A 23,230-nucleotide genomic window follows, 5' to 3' on the forward strand; every position below is an offset into this window, starting at 1 on the left:
CAGGCACGCGTTGAGCCAAACAGCACCGTGGTGTCGACGTCGACCCGTAACTTCCCGAACCGTCTGGGCGACGGCGCGAACGTCTACCTGGCTTCGGCCGAGCTGGCGTCCGTGGCTTCGATCCTGGGTCGCCTGCCGACCGTCGAGGAATACATGGAATACGCTGGCAAGATCGACAGCATGGCGGCCGATATCTACCGCTACCTGTCCTTCGACCAGATCGCCGAGTTCCGTGAAGCTGCTGCGAACGCCAACATCCCGGTCGTTCAAGCCTAACGCTGCAACGCACTGAAAAACGCCGCCCATCGTGAGATGAGCGGCGTTTTTTTTATGCCTTGGAATACCGATCCCCTGTAGGAGTGAGCCTGCTCGCGATAGCGGTGTGTCAGTCAAACTTGTATCAACCGGCAGACCGCTATCGCGAGCAGGCTCACTCCTACAAGGGATTATGTATTGAGTTTGAGGGCTTGCTGGACCGCACCATCCACGCTCAAGCCACTGAGGATTACACCATTGGCCTGCACCTCCGGCAACGCCTCCAGCACCACCAACGCCCCATGCTTGAGTCGCGCCAGAATCAATCGCTTGCCTTCCTGACGCACCCGCAAAAAGAATTCCTGCATCGCCTCGATGCTGGTGCCATCCAGATCCGGAGTTTCCTCCAGACTCAAAATCACTGTGTGCACAGGCGCATCCGAATGCCGAGTCAAGCGTAACGCCGCGCCGAGGATCCGCTCGACATTGGCGAAGAACAACGCCTCGCCCGGCCGGACGATCAACACCCCCGGCTCGCTGGTTGCCGTCGGATGGCGCTGTTGATCGACAAAGTCATGCCCGCCATCAATTCGCCCCAGCACCTGAATATCCGCCGACGACATTTGTTTGAGCATCAGCAAGACACTGATCGCCACCGCCACCAGCAAACCGTCGAGTACACCGAGCACCAGCACCGCCACCACCGCGCACAGAACCAGCACGCGATCGCGGCGCCAGATGAAGTAACGCCCCAATGGCTGCAGACTCAAACCGCGCCCCAACGCGTGCATGACAATCGCCGCCAACACCGGTTCAGGGGTCAAAGCGATCCACGGCAACACGGTCAGCACGATGATCAGCACCACCAACGCCGCCACCCCGCCGGCCCAACGTGAAGTGGCGCCCGCCGCTTCATTTGCCGACGTCGCCGAATAACCCGCTCCCGCCGGCATGCCATGGAACAACCCGGACAACAGGTTTGACGCCCCCAGCGCCAGCAAATCGCGATTGGACGTCACGCGGTCACCATGTTTGAGCGCGTACGAACTGATCGAGCCGTAAGACTCCGCGTACAGAATCATCACCAGCGCAAAGCCCACCTCCCCCAACCGCAGCCAGTCGGCGAACGGCAGCACCGGCAGGTTGGGGACTTCCAGGCTGAGGTCGATCATGCCGATCATCTTCACACCGTACGCCGGCAAGTTCAGCCATTGGCCGGCGGCGATGCCGATCACCACTACCAGCAAACCACCGGGCAATCGTGGCAACCGCGAAAACGCCGCCAACAGAATCAACGCCACTGCCGCCACAGCCGCCGCCGGCCAGTTCCACTGCGGCAATTGCTCCAGCAGTTGTGGAGCGAAGCGCACCAGATTGGCGTCGGTCAGGTGCACGCCGACCACACTGGCGACCTGCTTGAGAATGATCGTCAGCGCCAGGCCGAAGGCAAACCCGCGCAACACCGGTTTGGCAATGAACGCCGTGACGCTGCCCAGACGAAAGATCCCGGCCAGCACAAACAGCGCGCCCGTGACCAATACCAGACCGACCGCCAGCGTCGCGCGCAATTGCGAATCACCATTGGCCAGCGTTGCCGTGGCCGCCGCCAGTACGGCCGCGGAGGATGACGTCGCCGAAACAATGGCAAAACGACTGGTACCGAACAGCCCGTAACAGAGCAACCCGGCAAACAGGGCGATCACCCCAGCCTGCGGCGCCAGCGCGGCGATGGTCGAGTAGGCTACGGCTTCGGGCAGCAACAGCCCGGCAATCGACAGACCGGCGAGTACATCCCGCCAGCGATTGGGTGATTCAACAGGTTGTGGGGCGCTCGACAATCCACTGTCTCCAGACGAAAAAAAACCGCTGTGCGCATCACGCACAGCGGCCACTGTAGCTGAGTCTTCGAGGCTTTGGCTTACGCCGTCAGCGAATAAATCACCGCCGAAATTGCCACCAGACCTACTGCGGTCACGAACACGTTCGACGCCTTGCCGCGATAGCGCGCCATCGCTGGCACTTTACGAATCGCGTACATCGGCATCAGGAACAGGATCGCCGCGATCACCGGACCACCAACGGCCTCGATCATGCCCAGAATGCTCGGGTTCCAGGTTGCGACGATCCAGCAGATCACCAGCATGAACGCCGCCACAATGCGATCCAGAGCCTTTGCGCCCGGACGCTTGCCACTTTTGATGATCAAGCCCTTCAGGCCTTCGCTGGCACCGATGTAGTGACCGAGGAACGACTTGGAGATCGCCACGAACGCAATCAACGGCGCCGCGAACTCAATAGTCGGATTGTTGAAGTGGTTGGCCAGGTACGACAGGATCGACAGGTTCTGCGCCTTGGCTTCAGCCAGTTGTTCCGGCGACAGGGTCAGCACGCAACTGAAGACGAAGAACAGCACCATCACCACCATCAACAGGTGGGCACGGCAGAGGATCTGCGAGCTGCGCTGGTCGGCGTTAACGCCGTAACGACGCTTCTGATCCACCGCAAACGCCGAGATGATTGGCGAGTGGTTGAACGAGAACACCATCACCGGAATCGCCAGCCACATCGTGTGCAGCAACGCCGATGGCGCCGGCACTTGCGAAGCGGTGGCGAGGATGCCGCCGTTCCAGTGCGGAATCAGGTACACGGCGAGGAACAACAGCGCAACGATGAACGGGTACACCATCAGGCTCATCGCCTTGACGATCGCCTGCTCGCCGCAACGCACCACGGCCAGCAGGCCGAGGATCAGCACCAACGACAGCCAGATGCGCGGTGGCGGCATGATATGCAATTGATGTTCGAGGAAACTGGCGACCGTGTTGGTCAGGCCGACGCTGTAGATCAGCAGGATCGGGAAGATCGCGAAGAAGTACAGCAAGGTGATCAGCGCACCGGCCTTGATGCCGAAATGCTCCTCGACCACGTCGGTGATGTCAGCGCCTTCGCGACCGGACAGCACAAAACGGGTCAGGCCACGGTGTGCGAAGAACGTCATAGGGAAGGCCAGCAGCGCGAGGATCACCAGCGGCCAAAAGCCACCCAGCCCTGCGTTGATCGGCAAAAACAGGGTACCGGCGCCGATGGCCGTCCCGAACAGTCCCAACATCCAGGTGGTGTCCTGGCGATTCCAGCTCGAAAGTTCAGCGGGTGCTACTGCATCAAAGCGTTGGTCGACGCTTTTGGCCTGATCATTCATCCGGTCGGATCTCCGCATTCCGGTCACTTGCCACTCGGTCAGGACGCGTCGGAAAAAACCGACAGACATGCTCCGGCCGAAACAGGGGCGCGATTCTCCGCGATAAATGAGCAGAAGCAAAGACTTAGCTGAGGAATGGTTGTGCGGAGCAGATCAGTGGGGTGTCGTTTTTGGGAAAATGGCTGTCGGCGCAAGGCATGTGCGGTGTCGTTTTTTGACAACTTCCAGCGCCGACGGCGGATAAAACCTCGTTAGAAAGAACGCATGACTATCAATCCGATTGTGAGGCACGCCAAGCCAAACAAAAAACCGAGACTGAACCTGAACAAATCCGACCGAATTTCGGCTGGGGAGAGGCCTTGTATTTCGTCGGCAAGTTCGGCGTCTTCCCGATACAGTCGCTCAATTCTGGCTACGCGTTCTTCTAGGGTCATGATTATTTCCTTTCCGGGGGGCACGAGAGCTACTTGCCATGTGAACCGTGGTTGAACAATGTGGGATGCGTGACGACAAATACGATGAGTGCTGAGTCTGTTACTCAAAACTTGGCCAAAAGGCCTAATACAGCCGCAAGCGCGGTTAATACCCCAGTGCCTGCCGCAACTGGATACCAAAGTCCCTCCCGCCCCAATTTGCGTTCTTCGGCAATGAGTTTGCGTCGTTCGACAATCAGTTTCCGTGATTCATTTTGCAGTCTTTCGAGTTCCAGATTTTCCCGATCGTTCTGAAGCATGCGCCTTCCTTGGCTGTTGGCAGTGGCTGCCGGGGCTACTTTGTACCCTCATGATTTCCTATTCATCCCGTGCCAGATAGCGGATGAATCCGGCGGTTTTGTAGGCAATATCCGGGAGTCAGGTAGGCCGACTCATACAACATCGCCATAGAGATTGCGGAGGGCTAATCGACCCGGCGCAAGCCAGGCTTATTCCGTCGGCCCCCATTTGTCGAGCACTGATTCACCGCCAGCACCACGTGCTGCGCAATCACCAGCGCCGGTTCGCTTTTATCCGTCACTAAAATCAGCAAGTCGCGCTGACAGATTGCAGGCAAGCAAGTGTGCTGTGTGAAGGCTGCCTGCCCCATCGCTGGCAAGCCAATTCCCACAGGGATTTGGGACCTGGTCACGATTATTTGAGCAGCGCAGGACCTGTGGGAGCTGGCTTGCCAGCGAAGGCGTCCGATCGAACACCCGAGTCTTCCAATCCGGCCCAAATGGTCTAGCGTGAATGAATCCTCTGCCTCCCCGGAGTTTCCATTCATGCCGCTCGTTCGCGTCGAACTCAAAAAACGCACCGATCCCACCTTCGCCAAGCGCGTCGGCGAGCAGATCTACGCTGCCATGCGCAGCACAATCAATGTGCCGGAGCACGATAACTTCCAGATCCTCAACGAACACGACGGCGAACATTTCATCTTCGACCCGCAATATCTGGGCATCCAGCGCAGCGACCAACTGGTGATCATCCAGATCACCCTCAACGAAGGTCGAACGCTGGAGCAGAAAAAAGCCCTGTACCAGACCATCGCACAAAGCCTGAACACGCAACTGGGCGTTCGCCTCGAAGACGTGTTCATCAATCTGGTGGAAGTGAAAAAGGAGAACTGGTCGTTTGGCAACGGCATCGCCCAATACGCCAGTTGACAGCCCGTGGACGCCGCCAGCATGATCAGCCCCATGAACCTTCGCGCGCTGCACCTCACCCGCACCACCACGACCGCCACCGGCGGGTCGTGGTGTTTGTGCCTGGGGTAAAACCAGCGCAGCAAACCCAGGGCCCCGCCAGCAATGGACGGGGCCTTGTTGTTTCTCCCGTCCGTGCGGCTGCTTTTGTCACTCAAGGAGAAACACATGTCTGCAGCACTGTTGATCATCGATATGCAGGTCGGTCTGTTCCACGGCCCGGAAAAACCCCACGACGGCGAACGCATTCTCGCCAACATCCGGCAGTTGATTGCAAAGGCGCGCCAACACCACGTGCCCGTTTTCGCCGTACGACACACCGGCCCCGAAGGCTCGCCGATTGCTGCGGGCAGCCCCTTCTGGCAATTGTTGCCAACGCTTGAACTGGACGCAGAAGTCGATCACCTGTTCGACAAGTCCCGACCCAACGCCTTCCACGACACTGACCTTGCGCAGCAGCTCAGCAATGGAGATATCAAAGATCTGTACCTCGTTGGCATGAAGACTCAGTTCTGCATCGACAGCACCTGCCGCGCCGCTGCCGATCTGGGCTTCAAACCGCTGCTGGTGGCTGACGCCCACACCTGCATGGACACTCCGGCGTTGACCGCCAAAGCCATCATTGACCACCACAACGCAAGCCTCGGCGGCGCGTTCGCCCGGTTGATCAACAGCGCCGACGTGACCTTCTGACGAAGCGCCCGCGCGCTCCCCGTTTCAGCTCCTACACTGGCTGGAACGGGGCAGCGCTCGGCCATTGCCAAACCGCTCTGGAATCAGCACTCTGCAACGACTTTCGCGACCGAACCGCCGACGATCAAAGGAGCCGCGCAATGCCCGCAACCGTTCTGGTACTGGTTGAAACCATCAATGATTACTTGCCGATTCTCGAGCATCAGGGCTTTCATCTGATCCTCGCCCCCACGCCTGCCGAACGTGCGCAAGCCATCGCCACCCACGGCCCGCGCATCGACGCGGTGCTGACCCGGGGCCCGCTGGGCCTGACCTCCGACGAAATCGCCGCCCTGCCCGCGCTGAAAATCATCACGGTGATCGGTGCCGGTTACGAGCAGGTCGATCTGCAAGCCGCCAGTGATCGCGGGATCACCGTGACCAACGGCGCCGGGGTCAACGCCTCGTCGGTGGCTGACCATGCGATGGCCATGCTGCTCGCACTGGTGCGTGATATTCCGCGCTGTGACGCCGCCGTGCGCCGTGGCGAATGGCCGAAAATCATGCGTCCGTCACTCGCCGGCAAGCGCCTGGGTATTCTCGGCCTCGGTGCGGTGGGCCTGGCGATTGCCAAGCGCGCAAACCTCGGCTTCGACATGGACATCAGCTATCACAGCCGTCAGGTGCGCAGTGACGTGCCTTACGCGTTCTGCTCGACCCCGACCGAACTGGCGCGGGCGTCGGACTTTCTCATTGTCGCCACGCCGGGCGGGATCGGCACGCAGCATCTGGTGACGCGTGCGGTGCTCGATGCGCTGGGGCCGAAAGGGTTCATCGTCAATATCGCCCGGGCCAGTGTGATCGCCACGGCGGACTTGATCACCGCACTCGAACAACGGCGCATTGCCGGCGCGGCGCTGGATGTGTTCGATCATGAGCCACAAGTGCCGGACGCGCTAAAAACCTTGGCCAACGTGCTGCTCACGCCCCACGTCGCCGGCCTGTCACCGGAAGCCACCCAAGGCACCGTGGAACTGGTGGGAAAAAACCTCGTGGCGTTCTTTTCCGGGCAACCGGTGCTCACGCCGATTCAATTGCCGCCGAGGGTCAACAACCAGCGCGTGCACTAAAGCACCCCAAGCAACGTCCACAGGCGCCGCGATTCAGCGTCGGCGCTGATCAACTCGCCGAGTAATTCGCTCAGCGGCTTGTTGCCCCACTCGACTCCGCGCCGGATCAGATAGGGCACCGGACTGTGAGGTTCGGTGCGCGCGAGGTATTCGGCGATCAGCAGCAATTGCCGGTATGCCTCTTCGCGACTGGCCGGCTCACGAAAGGCCTGCGCGAGCGGCGCGGATTCGTCTGATTGCGCGACCACCACGGGCGCTTCGACCAACGGCGGTGGCGGCGCCGGTTGTTGTGGGTGCATGGCGATAAACTCCTGAACCAGGGTCAGCAGCGCTTCAATGGTGTCCTGCAAAGGGTGCAGCCCCGGCGCCTGATCGCCCAGATAGGCATCACTCCAGCTATCGAGCCGTTGCAGGTGTTGCAGGCTCAGCAGCAGATTGCCCTGAGTACGCAGCCAGAACGCCAGCGGCGTGGCGCGGATCTGCTCGTTGAGTTTCTTCTGTTCGTTGCGCGCGGTTTCCGCCAGGGTCTTGGCGTTTTTGCTGTCGTTGGTCTGCACCTGGTGAACCTGCAAGCGCCGCCAGACTTCCAGGGTATAAGCCTCAAAATCGCTGTTGCGGCTGCCGAACAGCGGCACCCGCGTGAGCAGCACTTCACTGTAGCGACGCACCAGCCATTCCAGCGGAATCACCCGCCACGACTGGTCGCCGTCTTCTGCCTGCGGATGCAGTTGCTCGGGAAAACGCTCACACAAACCGGCGATCAGCGCCAGGCTGCCGGGCAAGCCGTCCAGCGCTTGCAGATGCAGCCACGCCTCGCCGAGCCAGGCGCTGAGCATCAGGTCCTTGCTGCGTTCCAGCAATAGCGTGATGGCGAGTTTCTCGACGTCCGGCCAGTTCGCCCGCTTGAGTGTCGACTGCCAGACTCCGGTCGGCAGGCTGGCGTCGTCCTCGCGGCGCAGGTCGCGCAACTGGTCGAACTCACGTTCATAGCGCAAGTCGACGCCGCACGGCGCGTCCGCGCTGATCGGCGCGAGCAACTGATCAATCAGATCCGGCAACGTGGTCGATGGCAGGCTCACAGATTTTCCTTTTGGGCTTCAAGCGCAGCCGTGGTGCCGGTCACCTGAAACGGCGAGCGCGGCGCACGGGTCGGCAATGGTGCAATCGACAACGGCAGTTTCGAGCCCTGGCTCATCAGCGAGAGGCGCACGAACATCCGCGTGAAGTCACTGGTGACACTGTCGCTGGACGCCGTCACGGGCAAACGCAAGGTCAGCGGAAACTCGGTGTAATCCATGCTCGGCTGGCGCTGTACCGAGAAATGCGCACGCATCAGACGCAGCAACGACCACGGCCCGCCGTACTCCCAACCGGCCTCCAGATCACGCACCACCAGGTTCGGTTGCAACGGGTCGTTGACCGGCCGCTCCTTGCCGTTACGCGCCCAGCGCAGGGTCAGGCGGATGGGCTGGCCGACCATCCAGCGCAGGTTCGGTTGCTCGGCCGGGACCGGATAGTTGATCTGCTGACTGCCGGCGAGCAGGCCCCAGGCAATCACCTGATCGGCGCCCTTCTCATCGTCACGATCGGTACGCCAGCGCACGTCCAGTTCGACGCCGAGGATGCCGCTCTTATCGCGCACGAACAGTGGCGTCAGCCAAATGCTGGCCTGTTTCAAGCGATTGAGAAAATCTTCCGCCGCCAGGCGTTCCGGGGTCTGGCTGAGCACCAGTCCGGCTTGCGCCACAGGCAGTCGTTTATCGATGATTTCGAGGAAATGCTGAACCCGAGCCGGGTCGGCATCTTGCGCCTGCACGCCGTTGGCAAACGGAAAACGATCGGCCAGGTATTGATTGAAATAGTTGGCCAGTTCATTCCACGCCGCTGCCGCCTGTTGCTGTTGCAAGAACTGGCAGCGCTGCATCGCCGCCTGTTGCAGTTCCACCGCGCGCATCGCCAGCGTTCCGCGCCCGCCCACCAGATTGGCGGTTTGCAAGACCTGCACGCAGGACGCGGTGTCCATGTCGATGAAATCGCGGCTGACCAGTTGCTCGATCTGTGCCGGCGAACTGGCCGGGTTGGCATCCTTGTACTTGAGCAGTTCGTCATTGAGCGCGCTGAACTGCGTCACGCGCTCGTAATCCAGCGCCGACAGATTGCCTTGTTGGGTCATCAGCCACTGCAACGCCGACTGCCGTCGCTCGGTGATGCCGAGCATGGTGTTGAACTGCTGCTTGAGGCTCAGTTTCAGGTCCTGCACATCAGTGGCACCGTACAGTTGCAGGCCGAGGTTTTTCGAGCCGTCCCACTGGCTGATTTCAGTACGCCCCGCGAACAGCGGTTGCGCGGTGATTTCATCGAGGCCACTGACAACCTGCGCCATTGCCCGCCGGTTCAACGCACCTTGCAGACGCGCGGCCAGATCATTGCGATGCACCTCGACGAAGGCCTTTTGCAAGGCCATGGCCTGCTCGGCCTGCACATTGAACACCGCGTACGGATGAGTCTGATCGTTGTGATCCTTGAGGCTTAACCACATTGCCTGAGCGGCGGCGGCTTCAGCCGTTTGCAGCAATGCCTCGCGATAGGCCGGCGGGATGCGTGGCAACTCTTCGGCGACATAGCTTTTATAACTGGTGAAGTAATTCAGCGAGGTATTGAGATCATCGCCATCCACGGTCTGGCCTTGCAGATTGACGTTGTTTTGATTGGCGCGCATGGCCACCGACACAAAGTCGCGCTTGAACAGCGCCTGCACGGCGTTGTTGAGCTTGACCACATGTTCCTGCAACGCCAGTTGCCCGCTGCCTTGCTGGATCAACAGATTGCCGCGTGAACCAACCTGGGCGATCCACTGATCACGGAAACTCTGCTGCAACTTGCCAGCCTGCTGATCGAGTTGCTGCTCAACGACCGGACCGAGCAAGGTGCTTTTGCGCACCTTGTCGAGAAACTCACGATAACCCGGCACCAGTTCCTGGCCCTTGCCGCGACTCCACGTCGAGTTGGTCAGGGCAACCGCCGCTTGCAGGTCATCGATCAACGCACGCAAGTCTTCCAGCTCAGTGAGGCTGTTGCCGCTGCCAGCCTCGAGTCGTTCCAGATGCAATTTGAGGTAGCCGGCCTTGCTGACGAAGTTCTCGGCAAGAAAATACTGATCAAGCCAGCGCTGCATCAGCCCGTTGAAGTTACTGGTGACCAACGGGCGCTCGACGCTCAGATCCAGCGCTTGCACATCACCGCCATCCCCCGCCGCCAGCAAACGGTTGTAGTACGCGGAATGCGGCACGGTCGCCGCATTGAGATTCAGTGACAGCGCGCTATTGCTCAGTTGCACGAGATCGTCCAGCGGCGCCCGCTGACTGTTCTGCACCTCGGCAAACAATTGATTCTGCTGTTCCAGACGCAACGCCCGATCTACCAGATCCGTAGCCTTTTGATAATTCTGCCACTGCGCCGGGTCCTCACTTTCCACACTGGTGCGCCGATCGGTACTGCGGATCGCCTTGATTTTCGTAAGCTCGGCGACCAGCAATTGGTGCAACGGCTGGACCATCTGGCGCTGAGCAGACTTGAAGAGTGCCTGTTCGATTTTCACGTCCACCGAGGAAAACCATGAGGTCGGAAACGCCAGCGAAATGTAGTGCCAGTGCGGGGCGCGCTCCAGCACCCGCCAGAAACTCTGCACATTGCGCCGAGTCGGCTCGACCCGATGCGCGTCATCGGTGACCGCCACGTAGCTCTTCTGCGCACTCTGCATCAGCCGCGCCAGTTCATGGGCATCCTTGACCGACTGATTCCACACCCACAGCATCGCCACCGCCCAGACCACGCCCACTACCAGTGCGACCCCAGCGGTGATCCGCTGCCAGCGCTGACGCAAACGCAGCAGGCGCGGCACACCTTGGGCCAGACCGCGCTCGCCGACCAGCCGCTGGCGCCACAACTGGCGCACGAACACGCTTTGTTGCAAGCCGCTGTCGTCGGCGGAAAAACCATCCCTGGCATCTTTCGACGCCTGACTGGCAGTGAAATACACGCCGCGAAAACACGGCGCTTCGCCCTGTGCATTACCCTGAAACACCGGCTCCAGCACGCTCTGCAAACCACGGCGCAGGGTTTCCAGACGCTCCGGCAGCGCATACAGATCCGCGCTCAAATGGCCGGACAAGGTGCCGACCTCGATCACCGCTTCAGCAACAGCGCGGTGGATTCGATCCAGCGCCTGATCGCTCCACTGCCCTTGCCACACGGCGTCACGCGCGTAGGGCGACGACCAGCCCAAAGTGCGTTCGCGGGCCTCGTCGGGTAAGGCACTGATCAGTTCCTGAAACCCCGGCAACTCTTCCAGGCCGGTGATGATCACGTACACCGGCACGCTCAAACCGAAGCGTTGCAGCAAATCGATAAAGCGCCGGCGCGCCGCCAGACCGAGGCTGGCGGCTTGTTCGAGATTGCTCAGGCGACTCACCGGCACTGTCCAGATCACCCCGTCCAGCGGCCGTTTACTGCGCAAACGCAAGATCAGACCGAGCAGCCGCCACCAGCCGCCGCGCTGCAAATGCATGCCGTCGTCCGGCAGGAACAACGCCTGCGGCACCACCAGCACCGCGCCTTCGGGGTCCGACCACCAGCGGCCGAACCACGCCGGTTTGTCGGTCGGCTGCAAACGCCATTCGCTGACCAGTTGCGTGCCCTGGATTTCGTCGCCGAGCATCAATAGCCACGGCATCTGATAGCGGTCGCGACTGCCCTGCTCCTGCTCCATGTGCCGCACCGAGGCATAAAAACTGCGGATCGCCGCGCCGCTCTGGGTGCGCAGCCACCACACTGCCACGGCGATGATGACCAGCAACAACAGTAACGCGAAGACCCACGCGACAATCGTCAGGGTGCTCATGAGTCGTGCTCCGCGGGCGTCACCGAATCGGTCATTTGCAATACCGGTTCCAACTCGGAACGAATGTCACGCCAGAGAAACTGACCGAGCCCGGTCAACACCAGCACCATCGCCAGAATCCCCAACGCCAGACGAAAACCGTCCGGCAGCGCTGTACGTACCGGCAACTGCAACGGTGTGACCAGCGAGGGCTGCACCAGTCGCTGGCTGACGCCTTCATAAGAGGCCTCGTCCTGCCAGGCAAAGTTGAACAGCGCCAACCGCCATTTCTCCAGTTGCGCCTGACTGTGCTCGCCGCGCAGACGCCCGTGGAAACCGAGAATCAGGCACTGCAAATACACGTTGGCGAGATCGCGGGCGGTCGGTTGCTGTTCATCGAGCAGGGTTTGAATCGCCGCCGGCACTTGCTCGCCGGCCTGCCGGCTGGAATACAGGCGCGACTCCAATGGTTTGTCCTGCCATGCCGCCTGCCCCGGCCATGGCGTAAACAACAGGGTTTCGTCGACCAGTGCGACGAAGGCATACACCAGTGCCTTGACCTGCTCGGTCGCCGAGTCGCCGACCCGCGAATACGCAGTGCGCCACAAGCGTTGCGAAGCCTGAGTGGACAACTCGACCGCGGTCTCGACCAGCGCCGCTTCGTCTTCGCTGTCCTTGGGCAATTGCACCCAGTCCTGTTGCCATTGCTGCCATGTCTGGCGGAACGCGCTGCTCAACGGTGCGTCCTGCAACCCCAGGCTTGCGGCACTTCCTTGCGACATACGGCGTTCCTTGTGTGATCAGGCACTTTCACTGTTCTGCGCGACAAACAGCACCACTTGCCACGGACTGCTGGTCAGCTTTGCAGCGGGGGCGGCGATCATCAGCGGCAGTTGCGCGTCGAACCAGGCGCCCTCGGCCGTGATCACAAACAGTCGCGTGTCTTCGCCGACGCTGTAGGCCACTTGCTCGCTGCGGCTCATGGCCTGATGGCTCAGCCCACTCATGCGCTGGCGGCTGAGCAACGCAATGTGCGGCGCCGAGGCGATGATCGCGCCGCGCAACCAGTCGATCGCCGCTTGCTCGCTGGCACCATTGGGCATGCGCAAACCAACGACCAGACGCTGGCTCGGTTGCTCGTCCGGCAACTGAATGGAAAAGCTCTGTTCACCGCGTTCGAACGGCAGGCTGCGATAGCCGGCGCGGATCAGTTCGAGGGTGGTTTCCAGCCATTGCAGCACAGCGTCGTAACCGCGCTGCAGCTCAAGAAAATCCAGTGGTGCGAACGCCGGGACGCCGGCCAGTGGATCGAGCGCCGACCAGGCGCCTGCGAGGCCAAGCAAATGCACGTACAAGGTTTGCGGGTGCGCGATGCGACTGTTCAGCGTGCCTTCGACTTCCGGCAGCCGCGCCCACAACGCGGTCAACTGGCGGCGGATTTCCAAGGCATCGTCCTGGTTGCCAGCCTGTTGCGCCTGCCGCAAACGGCCACCGAGAAACAGACATTTTTCCCGCGCCCGTGCACAGAGCCCGGCGATGCGGCGTCCGAGCACGGATTCCGGCAACAGGACCGGCGTTGGCGGCGTGTACGCCAACGGCAGAAAGCCGCCGCCCTCCTTGCGGATTTTCAGCAACGGCAGGCAGATTGAATCAGCCTTGTTCAACTGCGTGCACAACCGTGGATTGGGTCGCCACACGGTGATCGATTCGGGGAATTCACCGCTGGTAAGATCCGGCAACGCTTCACCGACCACCGACTGCAAGCGGCCCTTGAGCGGCAGCAATTGCCCGGCGCGCCACATCGGGCTGATCGCCAGGAACACCGTGACAGTGGCATCGTCGGTGGCGTTGATTGCGGCGCTGACATCCAGTTCCAGCGTCGGCCCGACACCGGCCAGCAAATCCACCGGCAAGCCATCGGGCATCGTCCCTTGCAGCGACAACACCCGCACCACGCCGGCGCTCAGCGCCGATGGGTCGAACTCCATGTGGCTGACGCCCCAGAACCATGGATTACACGCCTGCGCCAGATGCGCGCCGAGCGCTTCGGCCCGCAGCCCTTGCAACTGAAAATGCTGCGGCAGCAATTGCATGCCTTCGTGCCAGCAAACCGCGTCAGGTAGCAGACTCATACGACTCCTTTCGACCCTGCCGCCAGTCGGCGGCGAGCGGTGTGTTTCAGTTTTCCTGGCTGACCAGACTCATTTCACGACTGTCGAATTTGAGCCAGGCCTCGCTCTGATCATCGAGGCGCAATCGGTGCGCTCCGGGAGTGTTATAGCTGGCGAAGACTAAAAGTCCAGAGGCCTTCTTGCCCCCCAGCGGGAAGGGTTGGCGGTCGATGAATTGCCCCGGCACCAGCTCCAGTCCCCATACACTCATCAACTGACGATAGTCGCGCTGGTACTGCTCGCGCTCGGCAAACCACTGACTGGCGCTGATGCCGGACAGTTGCTTGAGCAGATCGGGGTCATTGACCGCAATGAAATCCACGGCAATCGGTGTGTCGTCATTGGCCTTGGGCGCGACGTCGAGGGTCAGGCTGTCGAGGTCGACTTTCGGCCCGAAGAAAGAACAGCCCGCCAGCAGTGCCAACACCCACGTTAGAAAAAGTCGTCTACACAAAATGAATTTTCCTTTTCCCGAATCTGTCCAAAAATGTTTTTCCTTGCATTTTTATAGACCTGTTCTAGCGTCTTGGGTAGTTCGGTTCCTACAGCCGAATGAGGAAGGTTTGTCAAAGGAACGACAGGTCATCTGCCTCCCTTTCTAACCTACGGTCCAGCAAGGGAAAGCGATGAACGGGCCACCCCGATGCATTGCGCCCGCTCATCGCATCGGAGTCCGCCGTCATGGCAGAAAGTACTCAACACAAGCTCGACCGGGTGCGTCCGCCCCGAGTGCAAATCACCTACGACGTCGAAATCGGCAACGCCATCGAGAAAAAGGAATTGCCGCTGGTGGTCGGGATCCTCGCCGACCTCTCCGGTAAACCGCTCGAGCCATTGGCAAAACTGACTGAACGACGTTTCACCGAAATCGACCGCGACAACTTCAACGAGGTACTCGCCTCGATCGGCCCGCGCGCCACGCTGCAAGTCAACAACACCCTCAGCGGCGACGACAGCAAGCTCAATATCGAACTCAACTTCAAACACATCGACGACTTCGACCCGGTCAAGGTAGTGGAGCAAGTCACGCCGCTGCGCCGTTTGTTCGAGGCCCGCCAGCGTCTGCGCGATCTGCTGACCAAGCTCGACGGCAACGATGACCTGGACAAGCTGTTGCGCGATGTCATCGCCAACACCGAAGGCCTGCAGGAAATCAAATCGGCCCGCCCGGACACCGCTACCCCGGCAGCTGATGCCGAGGCGCCGGCCGAACCGCAAGCCTGATCGTCCACTTAATCGAGGGGAGAACTCACCATGCCCGCCGCCGCCCAGAATCAAGCCAGCGAAAATGCTGCAGCCGAAACTTTATCCCTGCTCGACCGGATCATCGCCGAGGGCCGCATGGCCCACGATGACAGTCAGCAGGATTACGCCCGCGACATGCTCGCGGAGTTCGCCACCCAGGTTCTTGACGAAGGCATGGCCATCGACAAGGACACCGTGGCGATGATCAACGACCGCATCAGCCAGATCGACGAACTGATCAGCGCCCAGCTCAACGAGGTGTTGCATCACCCCGACCTGCAAAAACTCGAAGCCTCGTGGCGCGGCCTGCACATGCTGGTGCAGAACACCGAAACCAGTACCCGGCTGAAACTGCGCCTGCTCAACGTCACCCAGAAAGAGCTGCAGAACGACCTGGAAAAAGCCGTCGAATTCGACCAGAGCGCGCTGTTCAAGAAAATCTACGAAGAGGAATACGGCACCTTCGGTGGCCACCCGTTCAGCTTGCTGGTCGGCGACTACACCTTCGGCCGGCATCCGCAGGACATCGGCCTGCTGGAAAAACTGTCGAACGTAGCCGCCGCAGCGCACGCGCCGTTCATTGCCGCCGCCAGCCCTCGCCTGTTCGACATGACCAGCTTCACCGAGCTGGCGGTACCGCGTGATCTGTCGAAAGTCTTCGAGAGCCAGGAGCTGATCAAGTGGCGCTCGTTCCGCGAAAGCGAAGATTCGCGCTATGTGTCTTTGGTGCTGCCGCACTTCCTTCTGCGCCTGCCTTATGGCCCTGACACTGTGCCGGTGGAAGGCATCAACTATGTCGAAGACGTCAACGGCACCGACCACAGTAAATACCTGTGGGGCAACGCCGCGTGGGCCTTGTCGCAACGCATCACCGAAGCCTTTGCCAAATATGGCTGGTGCGCGGCGATTCGCGGCGCTGAAGGCGGCGGCGCGGTCGAAGGTTTGCCGGCGCACACGTTCCGCACCAGCTCCGGCGACCTGTCGCTGAAATGCCCGACCGAAGTGGCGATAACCGACCGCCGCGAGAAGGAACTCAACGACCTCGGCTTCATCGCCCTGTGTCACAAGAAAAACAGCGACGTGGCGGTGTTCTTCGGCGGCCAGAGCACCAACAAGGCCAAGGTCTACAACACCAACGAGGCCAATGCCAACGCACGGATCTCGGCGATGTTGCCGTACGTGCTCGCGGCCTCGCGTTTCGCCCATTACCTGAAGGTGATCATGCGCGACAAGGTCGGCAGTTTCATGACCCGCGACAACGTGCAGACCTACCTCAACAACTGGATCGCCGACTATGTGCTGATCAACGACAACGCCCCGCAGGAAATCAAGGCGCAGTACCCATTACGGGAAGCGCGGGTGGATGTCACCGAAGTGGCCGGCAAGCCCGGCGCGTATCGGGCGACGGTGTTTCTGCGGCCGCACTTTCAGCTTGAGGAGTTGACGGCGTCGATTCGTCTGGTGGCGACGTTGCCGCCACCGGTTGCTGCCTGATCGCAGCAATTTTTGAGTGAATGCCTCCCTGTGGTGGGGGAGCCAGTCTCTCAAGACCATTGAAACACCTGTGGTGAGGGGATTTATCCACGATGGGGCGCGCAGCGGCCCTTGATTTTTTGGGGCTGCTTCGCAACCCATCGGGGATAAATCCCCTCGCCACAGGTTCAGTGCTCAGCCCAATTTGCCTAATGTGATTTTCTTCAGGAGTTTCAAGCGATGGATGCAATCATTCTCGACCTCGGCGGCGACATCAAAGGCGACAGCCTGCTCGAGGGTTATACGGACAAGATCGAAGTCATGTCCTACAGCCACAACGTCGCGATGCAGGTGACCAACGACGTCAGCAACTCGGAGCGCACTTCCGGCAAACCGCATATCGGCGAATTCACCCTGACCAAATTTGTCGACAGCTCCACCCCCACGCTTAACAGCTATTGCTGCGCGGGCAAACCGATCCCTGAAGCCAAAATCACCATCGGCCGCAACGCCGCTGAAGGCAGCGGGCAACTGATGCCCTTCATCATCTACACCCTCAACAACGTGGTGCTGTCCAACGTCAGCGTCAGCGGTGGTACGGGCGGCAAACCGGTGGAAACCCTGTCGCTGAACTTCACCAAGATCAAATGGGAACTCACCGCGCAAAAGGACGACGGCACCAAGGAAGGCACGGCGGGCACCGTGTGGGACCTGGCGGCGAACAAGGCCGGCTGACCGGGCGCATAAGCCATGGCCGGCACCGGGATTCTCCCGCCACTGTTCGAACGCCTTGCCTGGAGCGAGGACGATGCCGTGCAGGCGTTCGACCAGCAGGATCTGCTCGACTCGGTGCTTGCCGAGTTGGCGCGCCTGTTCAACACCCGCCGTGGCTCGCGCACCTTCACCACACCACCCAGCGTGATCGATTACGGCATCGCCGACTGGAGCGCCCTGCAACAGCAGCGCAGCGATGACCGCCGGCGACTGGCGCGAGACATCCGCGAAGCCATCACCCATTTCGAACCTCGCCTGTTGTTAGGCGAGGTTGAGGTCAATCCCCTGCCCGACCACCCGCAACGGTTGAGCATTCGCTTGCTGGGCGAACTGCGCAGCGGCTTGCAGCATTGGCCAGTGGCGTTCGTCATCGAACCCGGCGGCGAAGGGCTGGAGGTACGTCATGAGCGACTCGATTGACCCGCAACTGCTCGATTACTACCAACGGGAGCTGACGTGGCTCAGGCATGCCGGGAGTCAGTTCGCCGAGCGTTATCCGAAAGTCGCCCGACGCCTGGAACTGTCACCCGGCGAATGTCCCGACCCGCATGTCGAACGCTTGCTGGAAGGTTTTGCGCTGCTGGCCGCGCGTCTGCAACGGCGACTGGATGACGACTACGCCGAGTTCAGCGATGCGCTGCTCGAACAGCTTTATCCCTTGGCCATGCGCCCGTTGCCGTCGTGCGCCATCGTCCAGTTCGAGCCGGACCCGAGCAAAGGCAAGCTCGACGGCGGCTATCCCCTGCCCCGCGACACTCCGTTGTTTGTCACCACCAGCAAAGGCGAGAGCATCCACTTTCGCACCAGTGCCGCCGTACGTTTGTGGCCGATCGAAGTGACCGAATCCTTGTTGCTTGGCAGCGATGAGGCGCAGGCACTGACCGCTGTCGCGCAAGCGCGTTCGGCGTTGCGCCTGAGTTTGCGTTGCCTCGGCGACACTCAATGGTCGGAGCTGGGCATCGACCGATTGCGCATTCATCTCGCGGCCTCGCCGGTGATCAACGCCAGCCTGTATGACCTGCTCGGTGCGCATGCGGTGCAGGTGCTGGCCGGGTCGCCGGGCAGCGTTCCCACGGCACTGAAGGGACTGCCTGACATCGTCGGTTTTGCCGAAGACGAGGTCCTGCTGCCCGACGAAGACGGTGTACATCCCGGCATGCGCCTGCTCGCCGAGTACTTCGCATGCCCTGAGAAATTCCACTTCTTCGATCTGCCGCTGGGCGGTGCAGCCAGCGACAGTCAGACGTTGTATCTGTACATCGTTTTTGATCGCGCGCCGAGCAGTCGCTTGCATTTGCAGGCGAGCGATATCGTTCTCGGCTGCGCGCCCGTCATCAATCTGTTCCCGCGTACGTCCGAACCGCTGCGCCCTGACGGCACCCGCAGCGAGTACCGATTGATCGCCGACAGCCACCGCGAAAACAGCGTCGAGATTCACAGCATTCGCGGCATGCGCGCCAGTTCCGGCGCCGGCGTGCAACGGCTGCCGGCCTATTACGGCAGCCAGCACAGCGACGGTGATCAACAGCGTTACTGGCATGCCCGACGGGTCAGCGGCATGACCCCGAACCGGCTCGGCAGCGATCTGTTGGTGAGCGTGGTCGACACCCGTTTCGAGCCACAGACCGATCTGCCCGATTACAGCCTGACCGCTGAGTTGCTGTGCACCAATCGTCACCTGGCGCAAAGTCTGCCCGCCGGTACGCCGCTAGGGTTTGAGCGTCCCGGCCCGGTGGCTTGGGCACGTCTGCGCAATCCACCGAGCCCACAAAGTTTGCCGCGCCTGGACGGTGATTCGCGCTGGAGGCTGGTGTCGCAACTGACCCTCAATCATCTGTCGCTGGTCGAAGGTCCGCAGGCGCTCGATGCACTGAAAGAGATTCTGCATCTGCACAACCTGCGCGATGAAGCCAGCGCTTTACGCCAGATAGACGGCTTGCTGAGCATCAGTTGCGAACGGGTAATCGGCCATGTCGGCGTCGATGCCTGGCGCGGTTGGCGCAATGGGCTGGAGGTGCAACTGCAGCTTGATCCGCAGCACTTTGTCGGCAGCAGCGCGGTGCTGTTTTCGGCGGTGCTGGCGCAGTTCTTTTCGGTGTACGCCACGGCCAATCGCTTTGTGCGCACGGTATTGATGCAGGCCGACAAGGAGGTCAAGGCATGGCAACCGCAAGCCGGCATGCCCCTGTCGCTCTGACCCTGAGCCAGCGTCTGCGCCGCGATCCGCAGGCGTTCGAGTTGTTGCAGGCGTTGCTGTTGCTGGAGCGCGAACAACCGCAAGCCGAATCCCTCGGCAGCGGCACCTCGCCACAAGCGGAAGCGTTGAAACTGCGCGGGCCGCTGACGCCTGTGTTTCCGACCAGCCAGATTGAGAACCTGCAGGAAGCGCCGGGCGAACCACTGACCCTCGACACGCCGATCTTCGGCCTCGGCGGTCCCGACGGGCCGTTGCCCTACGCCTATCAGGAATGGCTGCAACAGCGCGCGCGAGCGAAGGATCATGCGCCGGCCGAGTTCCTCGATCTGTTCCAGCATCGACTGCTCAGCCTGCTTTACAAGGTGATGCGCAAGCACCGTATCGCCTTGGGTTTTGTCACGCCGGGCGCCTCGCCAGTGCAGGCGCAACTGCGCGCGCTAACCGGGTTGTTGCCCAAATCCTTGCAGGAACGCCAGGCGATTCCTGACTGCGCGGTGCTCGCGTGTACGGCGCTGTTTGCCGATGGCCGCCGCTCGCTGGCCGGGTTCGCAGCGATTGTGCGTGAGCAGTTTGAAGTGCCGGTCGAACTCAGTGCTTACGAAGGTGCCTGGCGCGAGATTCCCTTGGCCAGCCGCAGCCTGATGAAGGCTGGCGGGCGCAATCTGCAACTCGGACGCACGGCCGTTGCCGGCAAGCGCGTCTGGGATGAACACGCGGGTATTCGCCTGACACTCGGGCCACTGTCCTCGACGCAGGCCGGACGTTTTCTGCCGGACGGCGAAGCGCACCCGGCACTGGCGAGCCTTGCAGCGCTGTATTTCGGTCCGGATCTGGACGTCAAACTGGTGCTGCTGGTGCGCGGTGCCGGGCCCATGAAACTCGGCCGTCAGGCCCCCGCCCTGCTGAGCTGGAATGGCGGCCTGCAACGTCAGGCCAGCCTCGCTGTGCAACGCATCGAAACCCGTCTTCGTCAGCTGGAGATCACCTGAAATGGAACTGGCCAGCCTGATCGGACGCCTCAATCCGGACAACCGCCGCGCCCTCGAACGCGCCGCGCAACGCTGTCTGCAACGCGGGCATCACTTTGTCGAGATCGAACACTTGTTGCTGGAACTGCTCGACATCGAGGGTGGCGATTTTGCCTTTTTGCTGCCGCGTTTCGGCCTGGAACGCGATGCGCTGACGGTGGAGATCAACAAGGCTCTGGATCTGTTCAAGGCAGGCAGTACGCGCACGCCGGCACTGTCGTCGCACACGTTGGGCTTGCTCGAAGATGCGGTGGTGCAGGCCAGTGTGCTGGGGCTCGACAGTATCCGTTCCGGGCTGTTGTTGCTGGCGTTGATCGACCGTGACGAGCGCCGCAGTCTGTTGCTCAACAGCGCTTCGTCGTTGCTGCGAATTCCCAAAGAGGCCCTGCGCGCGAATCTGCTGGAGTGGACGGAAAACTCTCGCGAACACGTCGGTGCGCGAACCGCCACGTCTAAAGGTCCGGCACCGCGACAGGATTCGGTTCTCGACCAATACACCCAGGACCTGACTGCCGACGCCCACGCCGGGCGCATCGATCCAATCGTTGGCCGCGATGGCGAAATCCGTCAGTGCATCGATATCCTGCTTCGCCGCCGCCAGAACAACCCGATTCTGGTTGGCGCACCCGGCGTCGGCAAAACCGCCGTGGTCGAAGGTCTGGCCCTGCGCATCGCCGCCGGCGACGTGCCGCCGTCGTTGCAGGAAGTCAGCTTGCGCGTGCTTGACCTCGGCTTGCTGCAGGCCGGTGCCGGGGTCAAAGGCGAGTTCGAACAGCGTTTGAAAGGCGTAATCGACGCAGTACGCAGCGCCGACAAACCGATCATCCTGTTCATCGACGAAGCCCACACCCTGATCGGTGCGGGTGGCGCCGAGGGTGGCAGCGATGCAGCCAACCTGCTCAAACCGGCGCTGGCCCGGGGCGAACTGCGCACCCTCGCCGCGACCACCTGGATGGAATACAAAAAATACTTCGAGAAAGATCCGGCCCTCGCCCGTCGTTTTCAACTGGTCCAGGTCGAAGAACCGGATGAAATCACCGCCGTGGAAATGCTGCGCGGGGTGGCTGCCAAACTCGAACAGCACCACGGCGTGCAAGTGCTCGACGCGGCGATCCATGAAGCGGTGAAACTTTCGCACCGCTACATTTCCGGCCGCCAGTTGCCGGACAAAGCCATCAGCGTCCTCGACACCGCGTGCGCCCGGGTCGCCCTCGGCCAGCACGACGTACCGCCTCCGCTGGAAAGCCTGCGCCACCGGCAGAACAGCCTCAAGGATGAAGTCGAACGCCTGCGCCGTGAACAGGCCACAGGGCTTGATCACCGTGAGCGAATTACCCTGCTGGAAAGCGAATCGACCAGCAACGTGCAAGCGATTCGCGAATTGGAAACCCGTTGGGGTGAAGAGCGTGTCGCCGTGCGCGAGCTGCTCGAAACCCGTCGCGAGTTACTGGCGTTGAGCGAGCGCGCCGACAGCGATAAACCCGATGAAGCCACCGACAGTCGCATCGATCATCTCGCCGCCGAACTACTGCGCCTTGAGGCTGGACTGGATGCGATCCGCCAGGACGATCCGCTGGTGCCGGAACAGGTCGACAGCAAAACCGTCGCCGCTGTCATCGCAGGCTGGACCGGCATCCCCGTCGGCAAGATGCTCGCCGACGAAGCCCACGCCGTGCGCACCCTCGGTGCGCGCATGGGCCAACGGGTGATGGGCCAGAGCACCGCGCTCAACACCATCGCTCAGCGCTTGCAGGCCTACCGCGCCGGACTGACCGACCCGCAGAAGCCAGTCGGTGTATTTCTCTTGGTCGGCCCGACCGGTGTCGGCAAAACCGAAACCGCGTATGCGCTGGCCGACGCCTTGTATGGCGGCGAACGCAACCTGATCAGCATCAACCTCTCGGAATATCAGGAAGCCCATACCGTCAGCCAACTCAAAGGTGCGCCGCCCGGTTATGTCGGCTACGGCAGCGGCGGCGTGCTCACCGAAGCGGTACGACGCAAGCCCTATTCGGTGGTGTTGCTGGATGAAATCGAGAAGGCGCATCCGGATGTGCTGGAGGCGTTCTACAACGTCTTCGACAAAGGCTTGATGGAGGACGGCACCGGTCTGGTGGTGGATTTCAAGAACACCGTGATGTTGGCCACCAGCAACGTCGGCGCGGAGTTGTTGCTCGATACGCCGGTGGCACAACTCGGCAGCGAAGCCTTCAACGAAGCCCTGCACAAAGTCCTCCTGCAAGCCTTCCGCCCGGCGTTTCTGGCGCGCATGACCGTGGTCGCGTATCGGCCGCTGGAAGAGGCGACGCTGGAAGGAATTGTGCTGGCCAAGTTGGAAAAACTGCGCGGGCGCTACAAGGCGGCGACCGGCAAGCAGTTCGAGTTTGATTCAGGAATTGTGAAAGCGGTGCTCGCCAAATGCAGCGCGGCGGGTGCGCGGGATGTCGAGAATGTGTTGATGACGCAGGTGACGGGGAAGTTGGCGGAGTGGGTGCTGGAGTAACAGAAACGACACCTCCAGTTCTG

At 61.3% G+C, this 23,230-nt stretch carries 18 protein-coding genes and 1 pseudogene; 11 read left to right on the forward strand and 8 right to left on the reverse strand.

All coding sequences use genetic code 11. The features are described from left to right. Positions 1 to 276 (forward strand): annotated as a pseudogene (locus tag ACIONG_RS12820) (aconitate hydratase B); the annotation flags it as partial. 170 nt (positions 277 to 446) lie between these two features. Here the strand turns inward: ACIONG_RS12820 and ACIONG_RS12825 are convergent. From ACIONG_RS12825 to ACIONG_RS12835, 3 genes are all read right to left on the reverse strand, one after another. Further along, a complete protein-coding gene (locus tag ACIONG_RS12825; RefSeq protein ID WP_401299805.1) occupies positions 447 to 2,093 on the reverse strand; it encodes a SulP family inorganic anion transporter in 1,647 nt (548 codons plus the stop codon). Between the two features lie 80 nt (positions 2,094 to 2,173). After that, complete coding sequence (locus ACIONG_RS12830) at positions 2,174 to 3,454, reverse strand: serine/threonine transporter (RefSeq protein WP_401299808.1); 1,281 nt, start codon at positions 3,452 to 3,454, stop codon at positions 2,174 to 2,176. Positions 3,455 to 3,992: 538 nt separating this feature from the next. Further along, complete coding sequence (locus ACIONG_RS12835) at positions 3,993 to 4,187, reverse strand: hypothetical protein (RefSeq protein ID WP_401299810.1); 195 nt, start codon at positions 4,185 to 4,187, stop codon at positions 3,993 to 3,995. Positions 4,188 to 4,712: 525 nt separating this feature from the next. Between ACIONG_RS12835 and ACIONG_RS12840 the strand changes: the two genes are divergently transcribed. From ACIONG_RS12840 to ACIONG_RS12850, 3 genes are all read left to right on the forward strand, one after another. Beyond that, positions 4,713 to 5,096 carry a tautomerase family protein gene (locus ACIONG_RS12840; protein WP_103303342.1) on the forward strand — a complete coding sequence of 128 codons (384 nt, stop codon included), beginning with the start codon at positions 4,713 to 4,715 and terminating at the stop codon, positions 5,094 to 5,096. A 207-nt stretch (positions 5,097 to 5,303) separates the two neighbouring features. Further along, positions 5,304 to 5,828 carry a cysteine hydrolase family protein gene (locus ACIONG_RS12845; RefSeq protein ID WP_401299813.1) on the forward strand — a complete coding sequence of 175 codons (525 nt, stop codon included), beginning with the start codon at positions 5,304 to 5,306 and terminating at the stop codon, positions 5,826 to 5,828. 140 nt (positions 5,829 to 5,968) lie between these two features. After that, positions 5,969 to 6,937, forward strand: a complete 969-nt coding sequence (locus tag ACIONG_RS12850) for a 2-hydroxyacid dehydrogenase (RefSeq protein WP_401299816.1) — start codon at positions 5,969 to 5,971, stop codon at positions 6,935 to 6,937. Here the strand turns inward: ACIONG_RS12850 and tssA are convergent. From tssA to ACIONG_RS12875, 5 genes are read right to left on the reverse strand one after another with little or no spacing between them, the layout of a single operon-like run. Next, positions 6,934 to 8,016 carry a type VI secretion system protein TssA gene (tssA, locus tag ACIONG_RS12855; RefSeq protein ID WP_103303339.1) on the reverse strand — a complete coding sequence of 361 codons (1,083 nt, stop codon included), beginning with the start codon at positions 8,014 to 8,016 and terminating at the stop codon, positions 6,934 to 6,936. The two genes, ACIONG_RS12850 and tssA, sit on opposite strands and share 4 nt — an antisense overlap. Beyond that, the gene (locus tag ACIONG_RS12860; RefSeq protein ID WP_401299819.1) at positions 8,013 to 11,837 is read right to left on the reverse strand and encodes a type VI secretion system protein; all 3,825 of its coding nucleotides are present in this window, start codon (positions 11,835 to 11,837) and stop codon (positions 8,013 to 8,015) included. The genes tssA and ACIONG_RS12860 overlap by 4 nt, the downstream gene beginning before the upstream one ends. Continuing rightward, positions 11,834 to 12,598, reverse strand: coding sequence for a DotU/TssL family secretion system protein (locus ACIONG_RS12865; RefSeq protein ID WP_401299821.1), 765 nt, complete (start codon positions 12,596 to 12,598; stop codon positions 11,834 to 11,836). The genes ACIONG_RS12860 and ACIONG_RS12865 overlap by 4 nt, the downstream gene beginning before the upstream one ends. An 18-nt stretch (positions 12,599 to 12,616) precedes the next feature. Beyond that, a complete protein-coding gene (gene tssK, locus ACIONG_RS12870) occupies positions 12,617 to 13,948 on the reverse strand; it encodes a type VI secretion system baseplate subunit TssK (protein WP_401299824.1) in 1,332 nt (443 codons plus the stop codon). 46 nt (positions 13,949 to 13,994) lie between these two features. Continuing rightward, entirely contained in the window at positions 13,995 to 14,441 is a 447-nt protein-coding gene (locus ACIONG_RS12875) for a type VI secretion protein (RefSeq protein WP_401299827.1), read from the reverse strand. A 227-nt stretch (positions 14,442 to 14,668) separates the two neighbouring features. Between ACIONG_RS12875 and tssB the strand changes: the two genes are divergently transcribed. The 7 genes from tssB (at position 14,669) to tssH (ending at position 23,207) form a co-directional block, all read left to right on the forward strand. Then, positions 14,669 to 15,211 carry a type VI secretion system contractile sheath small subunit gene (gene tssB, locus ACIONG_RS12880; RefSeq protein WP_064117633.1) on the forward strand — a complete coding sequence of 181 codons (543 nt, stop codon included), beginning with the start codon at positions 14,669 to 14,671 and terminating at the stop codon, positions 15,209 to 15,211. Between the two features lie 30 nt (positions 15,212 to 15,241). After that, positions 15,242 to 16,726, forward strand: coding sequence for a type VI secretion system contractile sheath large subunit (tssC, locus tag ACIONG_RS12885; RefSeq protein ID WP_401299830.1), 1,485 nt, complete (start codon positions 15,242 to 15,244; stop codon positions 16,724 to 16,726). Positions 16,727 to 16,945: 219 nt separating this feature from the next. Continuing rightward, positions 16,946 to 17,440, forward strand: coding sequence for an Hcp family type VI secretion system effector (locus tag ACIONG_RS12890; RefSeq protein WP_103303333.1), 495 nt, complete (start codon positions 16,946 to 16,948; stop codon positions 17,438 to 17,440). A gap of 15 nt (positions 17,441 to 17,455) precedes the next feature. After that, entirely contained in the window at positions 17,456 to 17,899 is a 444-nt protein-coding gene (gene tssE, locus ACIONG_RS12895) for a type VI secretion system baseplate subunit TssE (RefSeq protein ID WP_103303332.1), read from the forward strand. Beyond that, entirely contained in the window at positions 17,883 to 19,676 is a 1,794-nt protein-coding gene (tssF, locus tag ACIONG_RS12900) for a type VI secretion system baseplate subunit TssF (protein ID WP_401299835.1), read from the forward strand. Before tssE ends, tssF begins: the two co-directional genes overlap by 17 nt. Then, complete coding sequence (tssG, locus tag ACIONG_RS12905) at positions 19,640 to 20,665, forward strand: type VI secretion system baseplate subunit TssG (protein WP_103303330.1); 1,026 nt, start codon at positions 19,640 to 19,642, stop codon at positions 20,663 to 20,665. The genes tssF and tssG overlap by 37 nt, the downstream gene beginning before the upstream one ends. Position 20,666: 1 nt before the next feature. After that, positions 20,667 to 23,207 carry a type VI secretion system ATPase TssH gene (gene tssH, locus ACIONG_RS12910; RefSeq protein WP_401299838.1) on the forward strand — a complete coding sequence of 847 codons (2,541 nt, stop codon included), beginning with the start codon at positions 20,667 to 20,669 and terminating at the stop codon, positions 23,205 to 23,207. Positions 23,208 to 23,230: the final 23 nt, after the last annotated feature.

The organism is Pseudomonas sp. NPDC087817 (assembly GCF_044742875.1).
Classification (GTDB): Bacteria; Pseudomonadota; Gammaproteobacteria; order Pseudomonadales; family Pseudomonadaceae; genus Aquipseudomonas.